This is a genomic window from Roseomonas sp. TF40, from assembly GCF_057219975.1.
Genome location: NZ_JBXVVR010000001.1, coordinates 1,255,759 through 1,277,193, shown reverse-complemented (window position 1 = coordinate 1,277,193; position 21,435 = coordinate 1,255,759). Strand labels below are relative to the sequence as shown.

Here is a 21,435-nt window from a genome sequence, read left to right as displayed (position 1 = left end):
CCGTGGTGGCTCGCGGCGCGCGAAGGATTCCGCGCGCCGCCCCGGCCATGCCTAGCGCAGCAACCCTTCACGTTCGGTGAAGCGAGGCCGTGATCTCTGGCGGCTTCAGGCCGGCAATTGCCAGGTCAGGCGCTCGACATCCTCGAAGCGCAGCGTCGAGCCATCGGCGAAGGTGACCTCGCCATCCGCGCCGTCCGAGAGGGTGAGGAAACCCTCGCCCTTGTCGGTGACGCGCCCCGCGCCGAGCTTGAGCGACCAGCCATCGGCCTCGCCGAAGCCGCCCGCCTTGCTGCCCAGCGCCACGCTGTCGAAGCCGTTGCCGCCGAAGAAGCGATCCGACATCCCATCGGGCTCGAGCGCGAGCACGTCGTCGTCGTTCTCGCCATGGATGACATCCGCCCCGATGCCCGCATGGAGCGTGTCGTCGCCATTGCCGCCGCGCAGCAGGTCGTTGCCCTCGCCGCCCCAGAGCAGGTCATCCGCGTTGCCGCCATCGAGCGTGTCGTGGTCGGCCTCGCCATGCAGCGTGTCGTTCGCATTGTCGCCGGCGAGGGAATCGCGGCCGAGGCCGCCCCAGAGCTGGTCCGAATCATTGCCGGCGTCCAAGGTGTCATTGCCCGCGCCGCCCCAGAGCAGGTCGTCGCCATTGTCGCCCTTGAGCGCGTCATGGCCATCGCCGCCCCACAGGCGGTCCGCGCCGTTCTTGCCCTCGAGCTTATCGTCGCCGCCGCGGCCCTGGATGTCGGCCATGCCGTCCTTGGCCTTGAGGTCATCGCCCTTGGCGCCGCCGCTGAGCTGGCTTTCCTTCACATCGGCGACGGTGAGGCTGAACTTGCGATCGATGCTCTCGCCGGCGGCATCGGTGCTGCGCAGCACGATGGTGTGGCTGGCGGCCTCCTCCCGGTCCAGCGCGGCGCCGGCGCGGAGCGCCAGGGCGCCGTCGCGGATCTCGAACAGCCCGCTCGGATCCTCGACCAGCGTGTAGCTGTGCGCGTCCTTGCCGTCGGCATCGGTGGTGGACAGGCTGGCGATGACGCTGCCCGGTGCGGCGCGCTCGCTCACGCTGGTGGTGGACAGGGCGATATCCGTCGGCGCGGTGTTGCGCGGCGCGGCCTCGGCCACGGGCGGCGCGGCCGGCTCCGGCCCCCGCGCGAGGTCGAGGCGCAGGGCATCGAGGAAGGTGCCGTGGGTGTTGACCTGCTCCGCCAGGCCCTGGAAGGCGATGCTGTCGCGGCCATCGCCGAGCAGGCCGGTGACGCTGGCGGTGAACCAGCCGCCGGCCGCGCCGTGATCGGCGATGGCGACGCTGATGCCATCCTTCGCATCGGCATCGACGACCTGCCAGGCATCGCGGCCCTTGGGATTGGTGAAGGTGGCCACGAGCGCCCCGTCCCAGAAGAGCTGGAAGTCGCTGCTGCCATCGCCCGCGCCCTGGCGCTCGGCGAAGGCGAAGTCGAGGGTCAGCGCGGCGCCGTCCTGGGTGGCGAATTCCTGGCTGACCAGGGGGCGGGAGGTGCCGGTGCCGTGGGTGTCCAGCTCCATGTAGGATTTGCCGTCGAAGGCGTTCACCCCGGCGACGCCGCTCTGTTGGATCTCGATCGTGGCCCCGTTCGCTGCCGTCCAGCCGAAGGCCTGATTGTCCTGCGCGCTCGCCCCTTGGGTCAGGTACCAGCCGCCCATGACCTTGGCATCGGCGGCCGAGGTTTCGAAATCCCCGTTGAGGAGTTGCGGCACCGGGGCGGGTGCGACCGGGTCGGGCTTGGCGGGTTCCGGCGCGGCTTCGGCGACGGGTTCCTCGGCGACCGGCTCGGTGGGTGCGGGCTCTTCGTCGGGCAGGACCGGTGTCGGTTCTTCGGCGACGGGTTCCTCGACGACGGGTTCGGCGGGCGCGGGGTCAGCGTCGGGCACGACCGGGGTCGGCTGTTCGGCGACGGGTTCCTCGACGACCGGCTCGGCGGGCGCGGGCTCTTCGTCGGGGACCACCGTGGTCGGCTCTTCGGCGACGGGTTCCTCAACGACCGGCTCGGCGGGCGTGGGCTCTTCGTCGGGCACGACCGGGGCCGGTTCTTCGGCGACGGGTTCCTCGACGACCGGCTCGACGGACGCGGGCTCCTCGTCGGGGACGACCGGGGTCGGTTCTTCGGCGACGGCTTCCTCGACGACCGGTTCGACGGGCGCGGGCTCTTCGTCGGGGATGACCGGGGTCGGTTCATCGGCGACGGGCTGCTCGACGACGGGCTCGACGGGCGCGGGCTCTTCGTCGGGCACGACCGGGGCCGGTTCTTCGGCGACAGGTTCCTCGACGATCGGTTCGATGGGCGCAGGCTCTTCGTCAGGCACGACCGGGGCCGGTTCTTCGGCGACGGGCTGCTCAACGATCGGGTCGACCGGCGCGGGCTCCTCGTCTGGGACGACCGGGGCCGGCTCTTCCGCGACGGGTTCCTCGACGATCGGTTCGATGGGCGCGGGCTCTTCGTCTGGGACCACCGGTGGCGGCTCTTCGGCGACGGGTTCCTCGGCGACCGGCTCGGTGGGTGCGGGCTCTTCGTCGGGCACGACCGGGGCCGGTTCTTCGGCGACAGGTTCCTCGACGATCGGTTCGATGGGCGCAGGCTCTTCGTCAGGCACGACCGGGGCCGGTTCATCGGCGACGGGCTGCTCAACGATCGGGTCGACCGGCGCGGGCTCCTCGTCTGGGACGACCGGGGCCGGCTCTTCCGCGACGGGTTCCTCGACGATCGGTTCGATGGGCGCGGGCTCTTCGTCTGGGACCACCGGTGGCGGCTCTTCGGCGACGGGTTCCTCGGCGACCGGCTCGGCGAGCGCTGGCTCTTCGTCGGGCACGACCGGGGCCGGTTCTTCGGCGACGGGTTCCTCGACGACGGGCTCGACGGGCGCGGGCTCTGCGGCGGGGACGACCGGGGTCGGCTCTTCGGCGGCCGGTTCCTCGACGACCGGATCGACGGGCGCGGGCTCTTCGTCAGGCACGACCGGGGTCGGTTCTTCGGCGACGGGTTCCTCCGCTGCCGGCTCGACGGGCACTGGCTCTTCGTCAGGCACGACCCGCGTCGGCTGTTCGGCGACGGGTTCCTCGACGACCGGTTCGACGGGCGCGGGCTCTGCGTCGGGCACGACCGTGGTCGGCTGTTCGGCGACGGGTTGCTCGACGACCGGATCGACGGGCGCGGGCTCTTCGTCTGGCACGACCGGGACCGGCTGTTCGGCGACGGGTGGCTCCACGACCGGATCGGCGGGCGCGGGCTCTTCGTCGTGCACGACCGGGGTCGGCTGTTCGGCGACGGGTTCCTCGACGACCGGTTCGACGGGCGCGGGCTCTGCGTCTGGCACGACCGCGCTCGGCTCTTCGGCGACGGGTTCCTCCACGACCGGCTCGGCGAGCGTGGGCTCTGGGTCAGGCACGACCGGGGTCGGTTCTTCGGCGACGGGTTCCTCCGCTGCCGGCTCGACGGGCACTGGCTCTTCGTCAGGCACGACCCGCGTCGGCTGTTCGGCGACGGGTTCCTCGACGACCGGTTCGACGGGCGCGGGCTCTGCGTCGGGCACGACCGTGGTCGGCTGTTCGGCGACGGGTTCCTCGACGACGGGCTCCAAGGGCGCGGGCTCTTCGTCAGGCACGATCGGGGCCGGCTCTTCGGCGACGGCTTCCTCGACGACCGGGTCGACTGGCGCTGGCTCTTCGTCGTGCACGACCGGGGTCGGCTGTTCGGCGACGGGTTCCTCGACGACCGGTTCGACGGGCGCGGGCTCTGCGTCGGGCACGACCGCGCTCGGCTCTTCGGCGACGGGTTCCTCCACGACCGGCTCGGCGAGCGTGGGCTCTGGGTCAGGCACGACCGGGGCCGGTTCTTCGGCGACGGGTTCCTCGACGACCGGCTCGACGGGCGCTGGCTCCTCGTCGGGCACGACCGGGGTCGGCTCTTCGGCGACGGGTTCCTCGATGACCGGGTCGACGGGCGAGGGCTCTTCGTCGGGCACGACCGGGGTCAGTTCTTTGGCGACGGGTGTCTCGCCAGCAGGCTCACCGCGCGCGTCTTCCTCGTCAGCCTCGACGTAGGGGGCGGGGATCTCCTCGGCCCGGCTCGGCGGGGGGAAGTCGGCGGGGGACACAGGCGGCTGATCCGTGCGGGCCGTCTGGCGGCTCGGGGGCGACGCGGCGATCCCGGGCGGCTCGATCATCGGGGCCGTGGTCGGGGCGGCCGGCGGCGCCTCGATTCCGGCGGTCCGGGTGGGGGCAGGCTCAGCGCCCGTGGACACGCCAGGGCCTGGCTCGGCTGGGGCTGACCCGGCCGCGTCGGGCGAGGCGATGGGGCGTGGCGTGGCCTCGGCCTCGAGCAATTCATGCGCCAGGGGCGGCGACGCCACCGGGTCGGTCGCGGTGATCACGGCGATCTGCGCCGCGCCATCCGGGGCGAGCTCCGGCGCGGCCGGCATGGCGGATCGCGCCTCGCCGGACGGGCCATCGGCGTCGCCCCGCCCCGTATCGGCGGCATGGAGCGGCGGGGAGGGGGCCGTGAAGCCGCCCTCCTGCCAGGGCGGCGCGTCCCGCGTCACCCCAGCGGCGGGCGCCGCGGGCGTGGCCTCGCCTGTCTGCAAGTCCGACGGGCGCGCGAAGGCCGCGAGCTTGCCCATGAGGTTGCCGTCGGCCTCGCCATCGCGCCCGCCCCGGAGCGTCGGATCCGTGCCGGGGCGCTGGCCCGGAATCATCGGGTCATGCGGCATCTGGCCGGGCAGCATGCGGGCCTCGGGCGGGGCCAGGCCAGGGGAGGGCGGTCGCGTATCGGTCATGTCTGTCTTCCTTGACGAGACAATGATCGATTTTCGGTTGCGCCTTGATTAACCGCCCGGCGCCGGCCCGTGCTCTCCTGCCGCCGCGAGGCGGCGTCTCACCTCATCGCCGCGGCGCGGCGTCTCGCCTCATCGCCGCTGGGCGGCGAAGCGCACGGCTTCCTCCGCCGCGCGGAACAGGGCGCGGGCCTTCTGCTGGGTCTCGGCGAATTCGGCCTCGGGGTCGCTATCCGCAACCACCCCCGCGCCGGCCTGCACATGCATCACCCCGTCCTTCACCAGGGCGGTGCGCAGCGCGATGCAGATGTCCATGTCGCCATCCGCGCCGAAATACCCCACGCCCCCGGCATAGACGCCGCGGCGGGAGGGCTCGAGCTCCTCGATGATCTGCATCGCCCGCACTTTTGGTGCCCCCGACAATGTCCCCGCCGGGAAGCCCGCCGCCAGCGCATCCAGTGCCGAGAGCCCCGGGCGCAGCCGCCCCACCACCTCGCTCATGATGTGCATCACCTGCGAGTAGCGCTCGACCTGGAACTTCTGGGTCACGCGCACCGAGCCGATCTCCGCCACGCGGCCCACATCATTGCGGCCGAGGTCGATCAGCATCAGGTGCTCGGCCAACTCCTTCGGGTCGGCGAGCAATTCACGCTCGAGCCGCTGGTCCTCCTCGGGCGTCGCCCCGCGCGGGCGGGTGCCGGCGAGGGGGCGCAGCTTCACCTCGCCATGCTTCACGCTGACCAGGATCTCGGGCGAGGCGCCCACCAGCGCGAAGCCGCCGGCATCGAAGAAGAACAGGTAGGGCGCGGGGTTCAGCCGGCGCAGCGCGCGGTAGAGCGCGAAGGGCGGCAGGCCGAAGGGCGCCGAGAAACGCTGCGAGGGCACGACCTGGAAGGCATCGCCCGCCGCGATGTAGTCCTTCGCCCGCAGCACCGCGGCCTTGAAGCCCTCGGGCGTGAAGTTGGAACTGGGCGCCGGGGGCGCCGGCAGGGCGGCGGGCGGGGCCGGGCGGGGCAGCGGGCGGTCGAGCGCCGCCTCGGCCTCATCCAGCCGGGCCTGCGCCTGTTCCCAGGCGGCCTGCACATCCATCCCCGGGGTCGGCCAGACGGTGGTGACCAGCATCAGCACGTCGCGCACATGGTCGAAGACGGCGACCAGCGTCGGGCGGATCATCACCGCCTCGGGGATGTTGAGCACATCCGGGTTCGTGTCGGGCAGGCGCTCGATATGCCGCACCATGTCGTAGCCGAGATAGCCGAACAGCCCTGCCGCAATGGCCGGCAGGCCGGCCGGCACGGGCATGCGGCACTCGGCCACCAGGGCGCGCAGGCTGTCCATCGGCGGGTGGGTCTCGGCCACGAAGGCGTGCGGGGCGGAGAGCGCGTGGCGGTTGATCTCCGCCACCTGGCCCCGGGCCCGCCAGATCAGGTCGGGCTCCATGCCGATCGCGGAATAGCGCCCGCGCGCCGCGCCGCCCTCCACGCTCTCCAGCAGGAAGGCGTTGGGCCGGTTCTGCGCGAGGCGGAGGAAGGCGCCGACCGGCGTGTCGAGATCCGCGACGCGCTCGCGGAACAGCACCTGGCCCTGGCCGGCCTCGAGCCCGGCGCGGAAGCCGGCCTCGGCGGCGCTCACGGCACCACCTGCTGCATCAACTCGGTGTTGAGGCGGGGCTGGGCGCGGGCGCGCATGGCGGCGGCGAACTGCGCCTCCAGATCGTCGGCCGATTGCGCCTGGGCGGCGCGGCGGGCATTGGCGAGCAAAGCGGGGTCGGCGGCCGGGTCGGCCTGCACGATGTCCAGCAACTGGCCCACCGCGAAGCCGCTGCGCGTGGGCACCATCGTCGCCTGACCCACCGGCGTGGCGAAGAGCGCGGGCAGCAGCTCGGCCGGCACGGTCAGGCCGGGCGCGCCCGGCTCGGGCTGGCGGCCGAAGGGGCCGAGCCGTTCGCTGGGCACGCCGGCGGCGGCGGCGGCCTCGGCCAAGGGCTGGCCGCCGCGCACGGCGCCGAGGAGGGCGGCCGCGCGTTCCTCCTGCGCCCGGCGGCGCGCCTCGGTCAGGAAGGCGAGGCGCACATCCTCGATCACATCGGCCAGCGGCTTGAGCGCGGCGGGGGTGATGGCGCGCAGCTCCACCGCCACGAAGGCGTCGGTCTGGCGGAGTTCCGCAAGGCGCGGCGCGCGGCCGAGCTCGGCGGTGGCGATGGCGCGCAGCACCTCGGGGCGCGCGGCCTCGGGGAAAGGCAGGGGCACGGGCAGGCCCTCCGCGTCGCGGCCCTGGGCGTCCACGCGCAGATCGCTCACGGCCATGCCGTAGCGGCGCGCGGCTTCCTCCAGCGTCGCGCCGCCCGCGATCGCATCCTCCACCTTGTTGGCGCGGTCGAAGGCGAGGTCGCCGGCGCGTTCCAGCGCCACGTCGCGCCGCAGCTGCTCGGCCACGGCCGCGAACTCCGCCACCGTGCCGGGCGTGATGCTGGCCACGCGGATGACATGCCAGCCGAAGGGCGACTGCACCGGGGCGGTGATGCCCCCGGCGGGCGCGGCGAAGGCCGCCGCGGCGAGGGGTTCCACCGGCAGGTCGGCGCGGGTGAGGTCGCCCAGCGCCAGCGCGCCGCCGCCCCCGGCCGTGGCGGCGGCCTCGATCGCGGCGAAGTCGGGGTTGGCGGACCAGGTGGCGGCGAGCGTGCGGGCGGCTTCCTCGCTCGGCATCAGCGCCTGCTGCAGGTCCCGCCGCTCGGGCGTCTCGAACTGGGCGCGGCGGGTCTCGAAGGCGGCGCGGAGGTCCGCGTCCGAGACCTCGATCTGGTCGAGCAGCGTCTCGGCCGAGAGCACGGCGAGGCGCGCTTCCCGCAATTCGGGGATCGAGAACTGCGCGGGGTTGTTGGCGTGGAAGCGCTCCAGCTGCGCCTCGGTGGGCGGCGGCGGCTCGGGCGCCTCGACCAGCGGGAATTCAGCCACCTGGGCGATCCGGCGCTCCTGCTCGTAGCGCACCAGGGCGCGGGCCAGCAGGTCCGGCGCCACGGCGCCGGCGCGCACGGCGCCGAGCAGTTGGATGCGCTGCAGGTCGTCGCGCACCAGCAGCAGGAACTGCGCCTCGGTCATGTCGTTCTGGCGCAGGAACTGGTCGAGGATGGGGCGCGAGAAGCGCCCGCCCACCTGGAAGCTCGGGATGGCCAGCACATAGTCGCGGATCTGATCTTCCGGCGTGGCGAGGCCCATGCGCGTGGCCTCGGCGCGCTGGGCGCGTTCGCTGATCAGCGTCTCCACCGCCTGGCCGGCGACGGCGCGGCGGATGGTCTCGTCCGGCTCGAAGGCCGGGCCCAGCTGGCGCTGGATGCGCTGCAACTCGCGCCGCGCGGCCATCTGGGCCTCCGGCACCTCGATGTTGCCGCCCTCCATGCGCACCACCGCGGTCTCGCGCCAGAGGTTGCGCACGATGTCCTCGATCCCCCAGATCCCGAAGGAAATGATGAGGAGCACGAACAGGACCTTGGCGAACCAGGTCTGGGCGAGTTTGCGGAACCAGGTGATCATGGGTTCCGGGTAGCCGAGAATTGCCCCTCTTGCCAGGGTCCCCGTTGCCAGGGGAGAGCGGCGTTGCTACCGCCTGCGCCATCGAATTGGGGAGCATCCGATGACGCCCGGTGTGAAGCCGCTGATCGCGGGCAATTGGAAGATGCACGGCACGCTGCGCGAGGCCGCGGCGCTGGCCGAGGCGGTGCGCGCCGGGGCGGTGGCCGAGGCGCTGCCCGCCGAACTGCTGATCTGCCCGCCCTTCGTGCATGTGCAGATCCTGGCCCATGCCATGATCGGCCAGCCCGTGGCGGTGGGCGCGCAGGATTGCCACGCCGCCGCGAAGGGGGCGCATACCGGCGACATCTCCGCCCCCATGCTGCGCGATATCGGCGCCAGCCACGTGATCCTGGGCCATTCCGAGCGCCGCGCCGACCATGGCGAGAGCGATGCCGTGGTGCGCGCCAAGGTGCAGGCGGCGCTGGCCGCGGGCCTGACCCCCATCGTCTGCGTGGGCGAGACCGAGGCCGAGCGCCTGGCCGGGCAGGCCGAGGCGGTGGTCGGCCGGCAACTCGCCGAGTCCCTGCCCGAGGGCTTCGAGGGCATCATCGCCTATGAGCCGGTCTGGGCCATCGGCACCGGCCGCGTGCCGACCGAGGCCGACATCGCCGCCATCCACGCCGCCATCCGCGCCGCGCTGGTGGCCCGCTTCGCCGGCGGGGCGGGCATGCGCATCCTCTATGGCGGCTCGATGAAGCCCGCCAATGCGGCGGCGATCCTGGCCCTGCCGAATGTCGATGGCGGGCTGGTGGGCGGGGCGAGCCTGGTCGCTGCGGATTTCCTGGCCATCGCCCGGGCAGCCGGGTAGCAAGGGGCGCGCGAAGCCGCTAGAGAACCGCCGCCATGTCAAACATCCTCCTTGTCCTGTTCCTGCTGGTCACGCTCGCGCTGATCGGCGTCATCCTCGTGCAGCGCAGCGAGGGCGGCGGCCTGGGCGTCGGTACCTCGCAGGGCATGGGCAGCTTCATGTCCGGCCGTGGCACCGCGAACCTGCTGACGCGCACCACCGCCATCCTGGGCACGGCCTTCATGGTGCTGGCGCTGACCCTGGCGATGCTCGGCAAGGGGCAGGCGCCGCGCGGGTCGATCCTGGATGGCCCGCAGGCCCCGGCAGGGGCGGCGGCACCCGCCGTGCCGGCGCTGCCCGCGCTGCCCGCCGTCCCGACCAATTGAGCATGGGCGCCGCCGCTCCGGGCGGCGCGCCGCCGCTACCTTCCACCACCTACGCATCATCCACCGGCAGCGGGCGGGCTTGCACGCCCCGTCTGCCACGCTATGAGGGGCGTCCATGACGCGGTTCGTATTTGTCACCGGCGGCGTGGTGTCCTCCCTCGGCAAGGGGATCGCGGCGGCCTCCCTGGGTGCGCTGCTGCAGGCACGCGGCTACAAGGTGCGCCTGCGCAAGCTCGACCCCTATCTGAACGTCGATCCGGGGACGATGAGCCCCTACCAGCATGGCGAGGTCTTCGTGACCGACGACGGCGCGGAGACCGACCTCGACCTCGGCCATTACGAACGCTTCACCGGCGTGCACGCCAGCAAGGCCGACAACTGGACCACCGGGCGGATCTATTCCGATGTCATCGCGGCCGAGCGGCGCGGCGACTACCTGGGCGGGACGGTGCAGGTGATCCCGCACATCACCGACAAGATCAAGGAAGTGATCCAGGCCGAGACGGATGGCTACGACTTCATCCTGGTCGAGGTCGGCGGCACGGTGGGCGACATCGAATCGCTGCCCTTCCTGGAGGCCATCCGCCAGCTGGCGAATGAGCTGGGCCCGACGCGCAGCCTGTTCATCCACCTCACCCTCGTGCCCTACATCCCCTCGGCCGGCGAGCTGAAGACCAAGCCCACGCAGCACAGCGTGAAGGAATTGCTGGGCGTGGGCATCCAGCCGCAGATCCTGCTCTGCCGCTGCGACCGGCCGATCCCGGAGAATGAGCGCCGCAAGATCGCGCTGTTCTGCAATGTCCGGCCCGAATCCGTGATCCCGGCCTATGACGCGGACAGCATCTATTCCGTGCCCAGCAGCTACCATGCCGAGGGCCTGGACCGGGAGGTGCTGCGCCACTTCAACCTCTCCTTCTACGGCGAGCCCGACATGCGCCGCTGGGAGAAGGTTGTGCAGTCGATCCGCGCGCCGGAAGGCGAGGTCACCATCGCGGTGGTCGGCAAGTACACCAACCTGCTCGACAGCTATAAGTCGCTGGCCGAGGCGCTCGCGCATGGCGGCATCGCCCACAATGTGAAGGTCAAGCTGGACTGGGTGGACAGCCAGATCTTCGAGACCGGCGACGATGAGGAAGCGGTGAAGCGCCTGGAAGGCGTGCACGGCATCCTGGTGCCCGGCGGCTTCGGCGAGCGCGGCACGGGCGGCAAGATCGAGGCCGTGCGCTTCGCCCGCACCCGCAAGATCCCCTTCTTCGGCATCTGCTTCGGCATGCAGATGGCGGTGATCGAGGCGGCGCGGAACCTCGTTGGCCTCAAGGGGGCGTCCTCCACCGAATTCGGCGCCTGCGAGGAGCCGGTGGTGGGCCTGCTCACCGAATGGACGCGCGGCAACCAGGTGGAGGTGCGCAGCCAGGCCAGCGACCTCGGTGGCACGATGCGCCTCGGCGCCTACAAGGCGGCGCTGGCCGAGGGCTCCCTGGTGCGCACGGTCTATGGCGACAAGCCGGTGATCGAGGAACGCCATCGCCATCGCTACGAGGTCAACGTCACCTACCGCGATCGGCTGGAGGCGGTGGGCCTGCGCTTCTGCGGCATGTCGCCGGATGGCAGCCTGCCCGAGATCGTGGAACTGCCCGACCACCCCTGGTTCATCGGCGTGCAGTTCCACCCCGAGCTGAAATCCAAGCCCTTCGAGCCGCACCCGCTGTTCCGCGGCTTCATCGGCGCCGCGGTGCGCCAGGCGCGCCTGGTCTGAGGACGAGTAGCATGGATGAGAAGGCACGCCTGCGGCGGATGGGGATCGGGGCCGGGGTCACGCTGGTGATCACCGTGATCGCCGGCTGGCAGTTCGGCTCGCTGGCCGTGCCCCTGGCGCTGGCGGTGGGGCTGGGCGTGACCCTGCTGATGGGCGGCGGGCCGGCGAAGAAGGGCTGACGCCCCGGCGGCTCAGAGCCCCGGGAAGAGGTGCGGGATGCTCAGCACCACGAGGCTCGCCTGCGCCGCATTATAGGCCATGGCGCCCAGATGCACCCGGCGCAGCCCGCCCAGCGCCCCGGCCTCGCCCGCGTCGCTGCCGCGGATCGCGGCATCCAGCCTTGCGAGGAACCTGCGCCGCGCCCCCAGGGCGAGCCCCGCCAGAAGGCCGAGCCCGGACGCGACGCCGGGCCTTCCCGCGAGGAGGAATGCCATCACCGCGACCGCTCCGGTGGCGGCCACTGCGGCGAAATAGGCGCGCAGCAGGCCGCGCAGCATCCAGGTCACCACCGGGTCGCTCAGCCGTCGCAGGAAGAAGGTCAGCGAGGCGAAAAGGAAGTAGATCATCGGCAGCAGCAGGATGATGATGGCGGCGAGGGACAGGGCCTGGGCGTTCATGCGGGGCTCCCCGTGGCCGCGCGAACTGGCGCGGCGCGTCGGCAGCATGGCGCCAGCCCCTGTGGCGCGAAAGAGCGGGCGTGCGTCAACCATTCGCAAAGGGGAAGCTGCGAGGATGCTGCCATGCGGACACTGGCGGGCCAGGGCGGCGTTCCCGTCTACATCTACGAGACCGGCGATCTCGTGCGCCTGACGCGCAGCGAGGGCGGGCCCATGGCCACCGCCTTCGCGGGCGATTGGGGGCGGGTGACGCGCGTGCACCCCTGTGGCGCGCTGGACATCAAGTTTGCCGGTTATGGCCGGGCGAAGGATTCCACCCTGACCCGCGGCGTCGCCATCCCCGCCGGGCGGGTCGAGCCCTGCGACATGCAGGGCATGCCCCTCGCGCGCGGCTTTTCCGCCGTGTGGGATACGCGCAAGCCGCGCTGAGCGCCGGGGCGCCGATCTCGTGCGCCGGAATGCAGGGGATCCGGGGCCGGGGAACTGTCCGAAGGGACGAAGCGTGGTCCGGATTGAACGGTTTCTAGGCCATCCGGCCCGATGCGCGCGGCGTGATGGCGTAGAGGGAGAGCAGGTCCGGCGCCTTTGCCGCAGCCCGGGCCATGGCCGCGTGCAGCCTGTTCGCGCGGACAGAGGCTTCCGCCTCCGTCATCCGGTGTTTCTGCGTCAGGGCGGTCTGGATATGGGCCAGGCTGTTGGCGCCGCCGCGCCTCAAAGGGAGCAGGCGATAGAAGCTGTGCTGGCTCGTCGGCATCTCCGCCAGCGTGACCTGCGGCAGGCCCTCCAGCAGACGGGCCTGGGCGGTGTCGCGCTCGTTCCGGGCGGCGTAGAGGAGCACGGCGCCGAAGCGCTCCCCCGCCGCCGAAACCGCCTCGCGCACCCAGGGCGTGGTATCGCCGAAACGCTCCAGGTTTTCGCGCTGCGCGGGAGATTGCCTGTGGCTCAGCGACACCAAACGTTCATGGTGCTCCGCGCGCCAGCCAACCGTCTGCGGCGGCCACACGCAGGTCAGCGGGCTGAAGGCCACCACCCTGATCCTCGCGGCGGGCAGCAGCCTGGACATCAGCGCGCCATAGAGGATGGCGGCGAAGCCGCCGATGCTGAAGCCCATGACCTGCACCTCCGCCGCGTCCTGCCAGCCGGTCTCGGCGAGCAGGGCGCCCACCACCTCATCCGCGGGGGATTCGAAGCTGTTCATCTCCCGCTCGCACATGACCGCCAGCGGGCGAGCGGCATGGAAGCCGGGCCTGAACCAGACCTCAGGCTGTTCGACAGGACCGGGCAGGATGATGAGCAGGGGTCGCCCTTGGCCGGGGCGATGTTGCAGCCGGTAGGGTCCCACCTGAACCGTACGGATGGGGGCGTCGTTTCTCACGGGCATCAGTCCCGCATCATGGCGATGGAATGGACCTTCGCACCCCGGTTGACTTCACCGGCCCGCTATCACGCGGGCGCGCGGGCCGTCCAGCGGCGCTGAGGACGGCGAATGGCCCGCACGCCCTTGCCGGGCCGGCCGCGCCCCGCTAAGCGCCGCAAAGCCTTTTCCCGCCGGAGCATCCCCATGGCCGCCATCGCCGACATCATCGCCCGCGAAGTCCTCGACAGCCGCGGCAACCCCACCGTCGAGGCCGAGGTGGTGCTGGATAGCGGCGCGATCGGCCGGGCCATCGTGCCCTCGGGCGCCTCGACCGGCGCGCATGAGGCGGTGGAACTGCGCGATGGCGACAAGGCGCGCTTCGGCGGCAAGGGTGTCACCCGCGCCTGCGGCAACATCGAGGGCGAGATCTTCGACGCGATCGGCGGGCTCGATGCCGCCGACCAGGTGAAGATCGACGAGACGATGATCGAGCTGGACGGTACGCCCAACAAGTCGCGCCTTGGGGCGAACGCCATCCTCGCCGTCTCGCTCGCCACCGCGAAGGCGGCCGCGGCGGATCTCGACATGCCGCTCTACCGCTATGTCGGTGGCGTCTTCGCCCGCACCCTGCCGGTGCCGATGATGAACATCATCAATGGCGGCCAGCATGCGGACAACCCGATCGACATCCAGGAATTCATGATCATGCCGGTCGCCGCCGGCACGGTGGCGGATGCGGTGCGCATCGGCTCGGAGATCTTCATGCAGCTCAAGCGCGCGCTGCACGATGCCGGGCATTCGACCAATGTGGGCGATGAGGGCGGCTTCGCGCCCAATATCGGCAGCGCCGAGGAAGCGCTGGGCTTCATCGCCAAGGCCTGCGAGAGCGCGGGCCATCGGCTCGGCGAGGATGTGATGCTGGCGCTGGATTGCGCCGCGACCGAATTCTACAAGGACGGCGTCTACGCCATGGAAGGCGAGGGCAAGCGCCTGGATAGCGCCGGCATGGTGGACTATCTCGCCAATCTCTGCGGCAAGTTCCCGATCGTCTCGATCGAGGACGGCATGAGCGAGGATGACTGGGCCGGCTGGAAGCTGCTGACCGAGCGCCTGGGCAAGAGCGTGAACCTGGTGGGCGACGACCTCTTTGTCACCAACACCGAGCGCCTGCGCCGGGGCATCGAGACCGGCACGGGCAACGCCATCCTGGTGAAGGTCAACCAGATCGGCACGCTGAGCGAGACGCTCGAGGCGGTCGAGACCGCGCATCGCGCCGGCTACAAGGCGGTGATGAGCCACCGCAGCGGCGAGACCGAGGATGCGACCATTGCCGACCTCGCCGTCGCGACGAATTGCGGGCAGATCAAGACCGGCTCGCTCAGCCGTTCGGACCGCATCGCGAAGTACAACCAGTTGATCCGCATCGAGCAGGGCCTCGGCCCGGCGGCGCGCTATGCGGGCCGCTCGGTGCTGCGGCGCTGAAGACTTCGCAGCATTAACGCAATACCGCTGGACAGCGCTGCAAACCTCTGATTCTTTAGCCTCAGGGGACCACAGGGGTATCGCGGGGCGTGAACGAGGAGTTCCAACTTCCGGAACGGCGCGGCGGTTTTTTCGCCTCGCTCAGCCGCGGCCTGCGCGCGCTGATACTGCCGGTGGTGCTCATTGCGGTTGGCGGCTACTTCATCTGGCATGCCGTCCATGGCGAGCGTGGCCTCATTGCGCGCGAACAGCGTCAGCAGCAGATCGCCGACGCGCGGATCGAACTGGACCGCGCGCGCGCCGAGCAGCAGGCGATGGAGCGGCGTGTGCAGGCGCTGCGCGGCGACCGGCTTGATCGCGATCAGTTGGATGAGCGCGCGCGGCAATTGCTGAACATGGTCGGGCGCGATGAGATCGTCGTGCCCTATGGCCCGACGGGGCGGCTGTTCTGATGACCGGACTGCGCTGTGCCGTCTGCGGCGGCGAGGATTTCGTCGATGCCGCCGTGCTGTGGGACGGGCTCGTCGCCGAGTGGCAGATCTCGCCCGAGGAACGCGCCTATGTGGATCGCCAGCAGGGTACGCATTGCCGGGCCTGCGGCGCCAATCTGCGCTCCTCCGTCCTGGCGCAGGCCATCCTGGCGGCGCTCGGCCATCCCGGCCCGCTCGCCGCCGCGGTCGGGACGGCGGCGCATGCGCGGCTGCGCGTGCTCGAGATCAACCCCGCCGGCAACCTGACCGGCACGCTCTCGCGCCTGCCGGGGCATCGGCTCGTGTCCTGGCCCGAGGTGGACATGCACGCCATGCCCTTCGCGGATGGCAGCTTCGACTTGGTGGTGCATTCCGACACGCTCGAGCATGTGGCGCATCCCGTGCGTGCCCTTGCGGAGTGTCGGCGCGTGCTCGCCCCTGGCGGGTGGCTTTGCTACACCGTGCCGGTGATCGTGGGGCGCCTGACCCGCAACCGCGTCGGCCTGCCGCCGAGCTACCACGGCAATAGCGGCGTCAGTGACGCGGATTGGCAGGTCCAGACCGAATACGGCGCCGACATGTGGACCGAGGTGATCCGCGCCGGCTTCTCCGCCGTCGCGATCCACGCCTTGGACTGGCCCTCGGCCCTCGCGCTGCGCGCGCAGCGCTGAATACCCGGTCTCAGCCCTGCGGGATGGCGGGTGGTGCCTCCGCCGGGCGGCGCTTGCCGGCCTTGCGCCAGCCATTGGCGCGGCCGCGCCACTCCTTGATGGCTTCATCCGCCCAGCCGAAGGCGCGCGTGCCAAGCCCACGCAGCGACGGGATGGCCAGGTCACCGCCAGCGAAAGGCAGGAAGGGGCTGCCACGGCTTTGCGCCCAGAGGGAGATGCGGCAGGCTTGGTCGTCGGCCAGGCCGCGGCGATGGAAGCCGGATGTGTCGGCGATGATGAGCGTATTCTGCGCCGCCGCCAGCTTGAGCGGCGCCGGGTAGCCCAGCCGGGCGATCTCTGCCTCGGTGATGCGGAAGGAGCCCTCGCCCGTCAGCCGGTCCTGGGCGCGCGCCGCGCTGATGGACACGCGCCGCTCCCAGGCGAGGCGCCGCCGATTGGCGAAATGCGAGCCCGGCACATAGGTGAAGCCGGCCTCCTCCGGGCGCACGGGGGTCAGCAGCAGCCAGGATTTCACCGTGGGGAAGAAGGTGTCGGTATGGAAATAGCTCTGCACGTCGGGCGGGCCGGGGCGGACGCGGCTGAACAGCGTCTGCACGTAGAACCAGGGCAGGCGACGGAAGGAGCCGACATAGTGGTGCAGGCCGAGATAGGCCGGGTCCGCCAGCGCGGCGCGCGTGGCCGGCATCTCGCGCAGGGCGATCGCGTCGAGCGGGATCAGCCGCGTCAGCGTCGATCCATCGAGCGATTCCCGTGCCGTGGCGTGGCGGGCCATGATCTCGGCATGAACGGCGGCGAAGATCTCGGGCGGCAGGTAGTCCGGCTTCACCAGGTAGCCGTCGCGCAGGAAGGCGGCGCGGTCCTCGGGCGACATTGCGGCTTCGAGCTGGCGGCGCCGGCGCGCGCCCATCGCTTCGGCGAGGCGCCGGCGGGCGATGTGCAGGCCCTTGCGGTTCAGCCACTCGCTGCCCAGCACGGGGTTGTCGCGGAAGGCCTTGGCGCTGGTCGCGAGCGCGACCAGGTGCCAGGGCAGCAGCAGCCAGCGCAGCAATCGGTTCAAGGCGGCCTCGCGGATTCCCGGGTCTTGGCGGCACCGCTTCCGGCCGCGCCCCTTCCCTAACGCGGGGCGAGAGGGGCGTCGAGCCATGCGGCAATCAGATGTTCGACAGGCGCCGTCCTGTTCGTCAGGACGGCGTGACGCCGTGCGATCTGTGTCCGTAGGCCTGGGGCGCAGGCAGGCGAAATGAAGTTAACTCATCTACGGTTAATTGTTGTTTTGCGCCGCAGCATCAAGGGTTTCTGCAACCTTGCGCGCTTGCGCCGCCCTGCCGCGCTGGCTACATCGGGGGAAAGCACCGTCGAGGAAGGAGCATCGGCATGGCCGAAACCGCCGCCCGCAAACCGCGGGGCAAGGCGGCGCCGAAAGGCGCCAGCGAGCCCGCCGTGAGCAAGGACCAGCTGATCCGCGCCTATCGGGACATGCTGCTGATCCGTCGCTTCGAGGAGAAGGCCGGCCAGCTCTATGGCATGGGCCTGATCGGCGGCTTCTGCCACCTCTACATCGGCCAGGAGGCCGTGGTGGTCGGCGTGCAGATGTGCCTCGCCCCCGGCGACCAGGTCATCACCTCCTACCGCGACCACGGGCACATGCTCGCCACCGGCATGGAAGCGCGCGGCGTGATGGCCGAACTCACGGGCCGCATCGGCGGCTATTCCAAGGGCAAGGGCGGGAGCATGCACATGTTCTCGCGCGAGAAGGGCTTCTACGGCGGGCATGGCATCGTCGGCGCGCAGGTCTCGCTCGGCGCCGGCCTCGCCTTCGCGAATTTCTACCGCAACGATGGCCGCATCGCCGTGGCCTATTGCGGCGAGGGCGCCTCGAACCAGGGTCAGGTCTATGAGAGCTTCAACCTGGCCGCGCTGTTCAAGCTGCCCTGCATCTTCGTGATCGAGAACAACAAATACGCCATGGGCACCTCCATGGACCGGGCCAGCGCCTCGCGCGACCTGTCCAAGAACGGCGCCCCCTGGGGCATCCCGGGCGAGCAGGTGAACGGCATGGACGTGCTGGCGGTGCGTGAGGCCGCGGCGCGCGCGGTGGCGCATACCCGCGCGGGCCTCGGCCCTTATCTGCTCGAGATGAAGACCTATCGCTATCGCGGCCACTCCATGTCCGACCCGGCGAAGTACCGGACGCGCGAGGAGGTGCAGAAGATGCGTGAGCAGAACGACTGCATCGAGACCGCGCGCGCCCTGCTGCTGGGCAGCTACGGCGCGACCGAGGCCGAGCTGAAGGTGATCGATGAGGAGGTGAAGGCGATCGTGCAGGACAGCGCCGATTTCGCCCAGACCTCGCCCGAGCCCGATGAGGCCGAGCTGTGGACGGACGTGCTGGTGGAGACCCGCTGAGATGACGCAGATCCTGATGCCCGCGCTCAGCCCGACCATGACCGAGGGCAAGCTCGCCCGCTGGCTCAAGAAGGAAGGCGACAAGATCAAGGCGGGCGACGTGATCGCCGAGATCGAGACCGACAAGGCGACGATGGAGGTCGAGGCGGTGGACGAAGGCACGCTCGGCAAGATCCTGGTGCCCGAGGGGACCGAGGCGGTCGCCGTGAACACGCCGATCGCCGAGCTGGATGACGGGCGCGTCGCCGCTCCGGCCGCGGCGCCCGCGGCTGCGCCGGTGGCTGCCGCCCCTGCGCCCGTGCCGGCCAGCGTTCCTGCCGCGCCGCGCGCCCCGGCCGCCGAGAAGGATTGGGGCCCCACCAAGACCATGACGGTGCGCGAGGCGCTGCGCGACGCGATGGCGGCCGAGATGCGCGCCGACGCCGATGTCTTCCTGATGGGCGAGGAAGTCGGCCAGTACCAGGGTGCGTACAAGATCAGCCAGGGGCTGCTCGACGAATTCGGCCCCAAGCGCGTGATCGACATGCCGATCACCGAGCATGGCTTCACCGGCATGGCGGTGGGCGCGGCCTTCACCGGCCTCAAGCCCATCGTCGAGTTCATGACCTTCAACTTCTCGATGCAGGCGATCGACCAGATCATCAATTCGGCGGCCAAGACGCTCTACATGTCGGGCGGCCAGCTGGGCTGCCAGATCGTCTTCCGCGGCCCGAACGGGGCGGCGGCGCGCGTCGCCGCGCAGCACAGCCAGTGCTATGCCTCCTGGTACGCGCATTGCCCCGGGCTGAAGGTGCTCGCCCCCTGGTCTGCCGCCGACGCCAAGGGCCTGCTGCGGGCGGCCATCCGCGACCCGAACCCGATCATCTTCCTCGAGAACGAGATCCTCTACGGGCAGTCCTTCGAGGTGCCGACGGCGGAGGATTTCATTCTGCCCATCGGCAAGGCCAAGGTGGAGCGCGAAGGCAGCGATGTGACGCTCGTTGCCTTCTCGATCATGGTCGGCATGGCGATGCAGGCGGCCGAGGCGCTGGCCGCGCAGGGCATCAGCGCGGAGGTGATCAACCTCCGCAGCCTGCGCCCGCTGGACATGGACACGGTCGCCGCCTCGATCCGCAAGACGCATCGCTGCGTCACGCTGGAAGAGGGCTGGGCCTATGCCGGCATCGGCGCCGAGGTCTCGGCGCAGATCATGGAGCAGTGCTTCGACGATCTCGACGCGCCGGTGCTGCGCGTGGCGGGCGCCGACGTGCCGATGCCCTATGCCGCCAATCTCGAGAAGCTGGCCCTGCCGCGGCTCGAACAGGTGGTGGATGCCGCGAAGCGCGTGACCTACCGGTAAGGGGGAGCCGATCCATGGCCACGAACATCCTGATGCCCGCGCTCAGCCCCACCATGACGGAGGGCACGCTCGCCCGCTGGCTGAAGAAGGAAGGCGAGGCGGTGAAGGCCGGCGACATCATCGCCGAGATCGAGACCGACAAGGCGACGATGGAGGTCGAGGCCGTGGATGAGGGCATCCTCGGCAAGATCATGGTGCCCGGCGGCACCGCCGGCGTGAAGGTGAATGACGTCATCGCCGTGCTGGTCCAGCCGGGCGAGGATGCGAATGCCAAGCCCGCGCCGAAGGCGCCGCTCGCGCCCGCGCCTGCGGCTGCTGCAGCGCCGGCCGCGGTGGCGGCTGCCGCGCCCGTGGCCGCCGCTGTCGCCGCGGGGGGGGATCGCATCGTCGCCTCGCCGCTCGCGCGCCGCATGGCGGCGCAGGCGGGGGTGAACCTCGCGGGCCTCGTCGGCAGCGGGCCGAATGGGCGCATCGTGAAGGCGGATGTCGAGGCCGCGCTGAACAAGCCGGCCCCGGCGCCCAAGGCCGTCTCGGTCGCGCCCGTGCCGATGGAGGCGCCTGCGCCCGCGCCGGCCCCCAAGGCCGCGCCGGTTTCGATCAGCGCGCCGCATACGGCGGTGCCGAACAGCACGATGCGCAAGGTGATCGCGCGGCGGCTGTCGGAATCGAAGCAGAATGTGCCGCATTTCTACGTCTCGGTGGATATCGAGATCGACGCGCTGCTGAAGCTGCGCGCGCAGCTCAACGCGACCTCGCCCAAGGATGGGCCGGGTGCCTTCAAGCTCTCGGTCAACGACCTGGTGATCAAGGCCGCCGCGGTCACGCTGCGGCGCTTCCCGGCGGTGAACGCGACCTGGACCGAGGATGCGATCCTTCAGTACCACGACGTCGACATCTCGGTCGCCGTGAGCATCCCCGAGGGCCTGATCACGCCGATCATCCGCCGCGCAGACCAGCAGGGCCTGGCCTCCATCAGCAACCAGATGAAGGACCTCGCCGCGCGCGCCAAGGCGGGCAAGCTGAAGCCCGAGGAGTTCCAGGGCGGCGGCTTCTCCATCTCCAACATGGGCATGTATGGCGTGCGCGACTTCGCCGCCATCATCAACCCGCCCCAGGCCGGCATCCTCGCGGTTTCGGCCGGTGAGCAGCGGCCCGTGGTGAAGGATGGCGCGCTCGCCATCGCCACCGTGATGACCTGCACGCTCAGCGTCGATCACCGCGTGGTGGATGGCGCGCTCGCCGCCGAGTGGATCCAGGCCTTCAAGCGGATCGTCGAAGAGCCGCTTTCGTTGATGCTGTGAGCAGCGCCTTCTCACTTCGCGACGCGACAGAGGCGGACCTGCCGGAGATCCTCCGGCTGGTCCGGGAACTCGCGGAGTATGAGAAGCTGCTGCACGAGGCCGTGGGGACGGAGGCCGATTTCCGCGCCACCCTCTTCGGCCCGCACCCCACGGTGTTCTGCGTGCTGGCCGAGATCGAGGGCCGGGCGGTGGGCCAATGCATCTGGTTCCCGAACTTCAGCACCTTCACCGGCCGGCATGGTTTGTATGTCGAGGATGTCTTCGTCGAGCCCGCGCATCGCGGCAAGGGCATCGGCGAGGCCTTCTTCCGGCATTGCGCCGCCATCTGCATCGCGCGCGGCTGGACGCGCATGGAGTGGCAGGTGCTGGACTGGAACGAGCCCGCGATACGCTTCTACCGCAAGATCGGCGCGCGGGGCATGGATGAGTGGCGCGTGCAACGCGTGACGGGTGCGGCGCTGGCCGCACTCGCCGAAGCGAAGGGATGACGG

At 70.9% G+C, this 21,435-nt stretch carries 19 protein-coding genes; 13 read left to right on the top strand and 6 right to left on the bottom strand.

What is annotated here, in order from left to right:
- Positions 1-105 precede the first annotated feature (105 nt).
- Positions 106-1,734 carry a cadherin domain-containing protein gene (locus AC2D9U_RS05545; RefSeq protein WP_484747154.1) on the bottom strand — a complete coding sequence of 543 codons (1,629 nt, stop codon included), beginning with the start codon at positions 1,732-1,734 and terminating at the stop codon, positions 106-108.
- Here AC2D9U_RS05545 and AC2D9U_RS05540 point away from each other — a divergent pair.
- Positions 1,726-4,302, top strand: a complete 2,577-nt coding sequence (locus tag AC2D9U_RS05540) for a hypothetical protein (RefSeq protein WP_484747153.1) — start codon at positions 1,726-1,728, stop codon at positions 4,300-4,302. The two genes, AC2D9U_RS05545 and AC2D9U_RS05540, sit on opposite strands and share 9 nt — an antisense overlap.
- 633 nt (positions 4,303-4,935) lie before the next feature.
- Here the strand turns inward: AC2D9U_RS05540 and trpE are convergent.
- Together trpE and AC2D9U_RS05530 are read right to left on the bottom strand one after the other, a co-directional pair.
- The gene (gene trpE, locus AC2D9U_RS05535; protein WP_484747151.1) at positions 4,936-6,435 is read right to left on the bottom strand and encodes an anthranilate synthase component I; all 1,500 of its coding nucleotides are present in this window, start codon (positions 6,433-6,435) and stop codon (positions 4,936-4,938) included.
- Positions 6,432-8,333 carry a peptidylprolyl isomerase gene (locus tag AC2D9U_RS05530; protein WP_484747150.1) on the bottom strand — a complete coding sequence of 634 codons (1,902 nt, stop codon included), beginning with the start codon at positions 8,331-8,333 and terminating at the stop codon, positions 6,432-6,434. The genes trpE and AC2D9U_RS05530 overlap by 4 nt, the downstream gene beginning before the upstream one ends.
- 112 nt (positions 8,334-8,445) lie before the next feature.
- Here AC2D9U_RS05530 and tpiA point away from each other — a divergent pair, with 112 nt between their 5' ends.
- From tpiA to AC2D9U_RS05510, 4 genes are all read left to right on the top strand, one after another.
- Complete coding sequence (gene tpiA / locus AC2D9U_RS05525; protein WP_484747336.1) at positions 8,446-9,180, top strand: triose-phosphate isomerase; 735 nt, start codon at positions 8,446-8,448, stop codon at positions 9,178-9,180.
- A 35-nt stretch (positions 9,181-9,215) separates the two neighbouring features.
- The gene (secG, locus tag AC2D9U_RS05520) at positions 9,216-9,545 is read left to right on the top strand and encodes a preprotein translocase subunit SecG (RefSeq protein WP_484747148.1); all 330 of its coding nucleotides are present in this window, start codon (positions 9,216-9,218) and stop codon (positions 9,543-9,545) included.
- A gap of 115 nt (positions 9,546-9,660) precedes the next feature.
- Positions 9,661-11,301, top strand: coding sequence for a CTP synthase (gene pyrG, locus AC2D9U_RS05515; protein WP_484747147.1), 1,641 nt, complete (start codon positions 9,661-9,663; stop codon positions 11,299-11,301).
- 11 nt (positions 11,302-11,312) lie between these two features.
- Positions 11,313-11,480: a hypothetical protein gene (locus AC2D9U_RS05510; protein WP_484747145.1), complete on the top strand. Its 168-nt coding sequence runs from the start codon at positions 11,313-11,315 to the stop codon at positions 11,478-11,480.
- 12 nt (positions 11,481-11,492) lie between these two features.
- On the opposite strand, the gene AC2D9U_RS05505 is transcribed toward AC2D9U_RS05510, so the two are convergent.
- On the bottom strand, positions 11,493-11,918 hold the full coding sequence (locus AC2D9U_RS05505; protein ID WP_484747144.1) for a hypothetical protein: 426 nt from the start codon (positions 11,916-11,918) through the stop codon (positions 11,493-11,495).
- 123 nt (positions 11,919-12,041) lie between these two features.
- On the opposite strand from AC2D9U_RS05505, the gene AC2D9U_RS05500 reads away from it, so the two are divergent.
- Complete coding sequence (locus AC2D9U_RS05500; RefSeq protein WP_484747142.1) at positions 12,042-12,347, top strand: hypothetical protein; 306 nt, start codon at positions 12,042-12,044, stop codon at positions 12,345-12,347.
- Between the two features lie 94 nt (positions 12,348-12,441).
- Here the strand turns inward: AC2D9U_RS05500 and AC2D9U_RS05495 are convergent, their stop codons facing one another.
- Positions 12,442-13,293 (bottom strand): hypothetical protein, encoded by an 852-nt coding sequence (locus tag AC2D9U_RS05495; protein ID WP_484747140.1) that lies wholly within the window; start codon positions 13,291-13,293, stop codon positions 12,442-12,444.
- A 186-nt stretch (positions 13,294-13,479) separates the two neighbouring features.
- Between AC2D9U_RS05495 and eno the strand changes: the two genes are divergently transcribed.
- From eno to AC2D9U_RS05480, 3 genes are all read left to right on the top strand, one after another.
- The gene (gene eno / locus AC2D9U_RS05490) at positions 13,480-14,757 is read left to right on the top strand and encodes a phosphopyruvate hydratase (protein ID WP_484747138.1); all 1,278 of its coding nucleotides are present in this window, start codon (positions 13,480-13,482) and stop codon (positions 14,755-14,757) included.
- A gap of 89 nt (positions 14,758-14,846) precedes the next feature.
- Positions 14,847-15,209, top strand: a complete 363-nt coding sequence (locus AC2D9U_RS05485; RefSeq protein ID WP_484747137.1) for an FtsB family cell division protein — start codon at positions 14,847-14,849, stop codon at positions 15,207-15,209.
- Positions 15,209-15,898, top strand: coding sequence for a class I SAM-dependent methyltransferase (locus tag AC2D9U_RS05480; protein WP_484747135.1), 690 nt, complete (start codon positions 15,209-15,211; stop codon positions 15,896-15,898). Before AC2D9U_RS05485 ends, AC2D9U_RS05480 begins: the two co-directional genes overlap by 1 nt.
- 10 nt (positions 15,899-15,908) lie before the next feature.
- Here the strand turns inward: AC2D9U_RS05480 and AC2D9U_RS05475 are convergent, their stop codons facing one another.
- Positions 15,909-16,955, bottom strand: a complete 1,047-nt coding sequence (locus tag AC2D9U_RS05475) for a phytanoyl-CoA dioxygenase family protein (protein ID WP_484747133.1) — start codon at positions 16,953-16,955, stop codon at positions 15,909-15,911.
- A 317-nt stretch (positions 16,956-17,272) separates the two neighbouring features.
- Between AC2D9U_RS05475 and pdhA the strand changes: the two genes are divergently transcribed.
- From pdhA to AC2D9U_RS05455, 4 genes are read left to right on the top strand one after another with little or no spacing between them, the layout of a single operon-like run.
- Positions 17,273-18,304, top strand: a complete 1,032-nt coding sequence (gene pdhA, locus AC2D9U_RS05470) for a pyruvate dehydrogenase (acetyl-transferring) E1 component subunit alpha (RefSeq protein ID WP_484747132.1) — start codon at positions 17,273-17,275, stop codon at positions 18,302-18,304.
- A gap of 1 nt (position 18,305) precedes the next feature.
- Positions 18,306-19,643 (top strand): pyruvate dehydrogenase complex E1 component subunit beta, encoded by a 1,338-nt coding sequence (locus AC2D9U_RS05465; RefSeq protein WP_484747130.1) that lies wholly within the window; start codon positions 18,306-18,308, stop codon positions 19,641-19,643.
- A gap of 14 nt (positions 19,644-19,657) precedes the next feature.
- A complete protein-coding gene (locus tag AC2D9U_RS05460) occupies positions 19,658-20,944 on the top strand; it encodes a pyruvate dehydrogenase complex dihydrolipoamide acetyltransferase (RefSeq protein WP_484747129.1) in 1,287 nt (428 codons plus the stop codon).
- On the top strand, positions 20,941-21,432 hold the full coding sequence (locus AC2D9U_RS05455) for a GNAT family N-acetyltransferase (RefSeq protein ID WP_484747127.1): 492 nt from the start codon (positions 20,941-20,943) through the stop codon (positions 21,430-21,432). Before AC2D9U_RS05460 ends, AC2D9U_RS05455 begins: the two co-directional genes overlap by 4 nt.
- The last annotated feature ends 3 nt before the right edge of the window (positions 21,433-21,435 follow it).

Excerpts from the sequence above, each read along its gene's own strand:
- AC2D9U_RS05500 (WP_484747142.1), top strand. The coding sequence starts at position 12,042 with ATGCGGACACTGGCGGGCCAGGGCGGCGTTCCCGTCTACATCTACGAG.
- pyrG (WP_484747147.1), top strand. The coding sequence starts at position 9,661 with ATGACGCGGTTCGTATTTGTCACCGGCGGCGTGGTGTCCTCCCTCGGC.
- AC2D9U_RS05510 (WP_484747145.1), top strand. The coding sequence starts at position 11,313 with ATGGATGAGAAGGCACGCCTGCGGCGGATGGGGATCGGGGCCGGGGTC.
- AC2D9U_RS05460 (WP_484747129.1), top strand. The coding sequence starts at position 19,658 with ATGGCCACGAACATCCTGATGCCCGCGCTCAGCCCCACCATGACGGAG.
- secG (WP_484747148.1), top strand. The coding sequence starts at position 9,216 with ATGTCAAACATCCTCCTTGTCCTGTTCCTGCTGGTCACGCTCGCGCTG.
- AC2D9U_RS05480 (WP_484747135.1), top strand. The coding sequence starts at position 15,209 with ATGACCGGACTGCGCTGTGCCGTCTGCGGCGGCGAGGATTTCGTCGAT.
- AC2D9U_RS05530 (WP_484747150.1), bottom strand. The coding sequence starts at position 8,333 with ATGATCACCTGGTTCCGCAAACTCGCCCAGACCTGGTTCGCCAAGGTC.
- AC2D9U_RS05465 (WP_484747130.1), top strand. The coding sequence starts at position 18,306 with ATGACGCAGATCCTGATGCCCGCGCTCAGCCCGACCATGACCGAGGGC.
- AC2D9U_RS05505 (WP_484747144.1), bottom strand. The coding sequence starts at position 11,918 with ATGAACGCCCAGGCCCTGTCCCTCGCCGCCATCATCATCCTGCTGCTG.
- pdhA (WP_484747132.1), top strand. The coding sequence starts at position 17,273 with ATGGCCGAAACCGCCGCCCGCAAACCGCGGGGCAAGGCGGCGCCGAAA.
- eno (WP_484747138.1), top strand. The coding sequence starts at position 13,480 with ATGGCCGCCATCGCCGACATCATCGCCCGCGAAGTCCTCGACAGCCGC.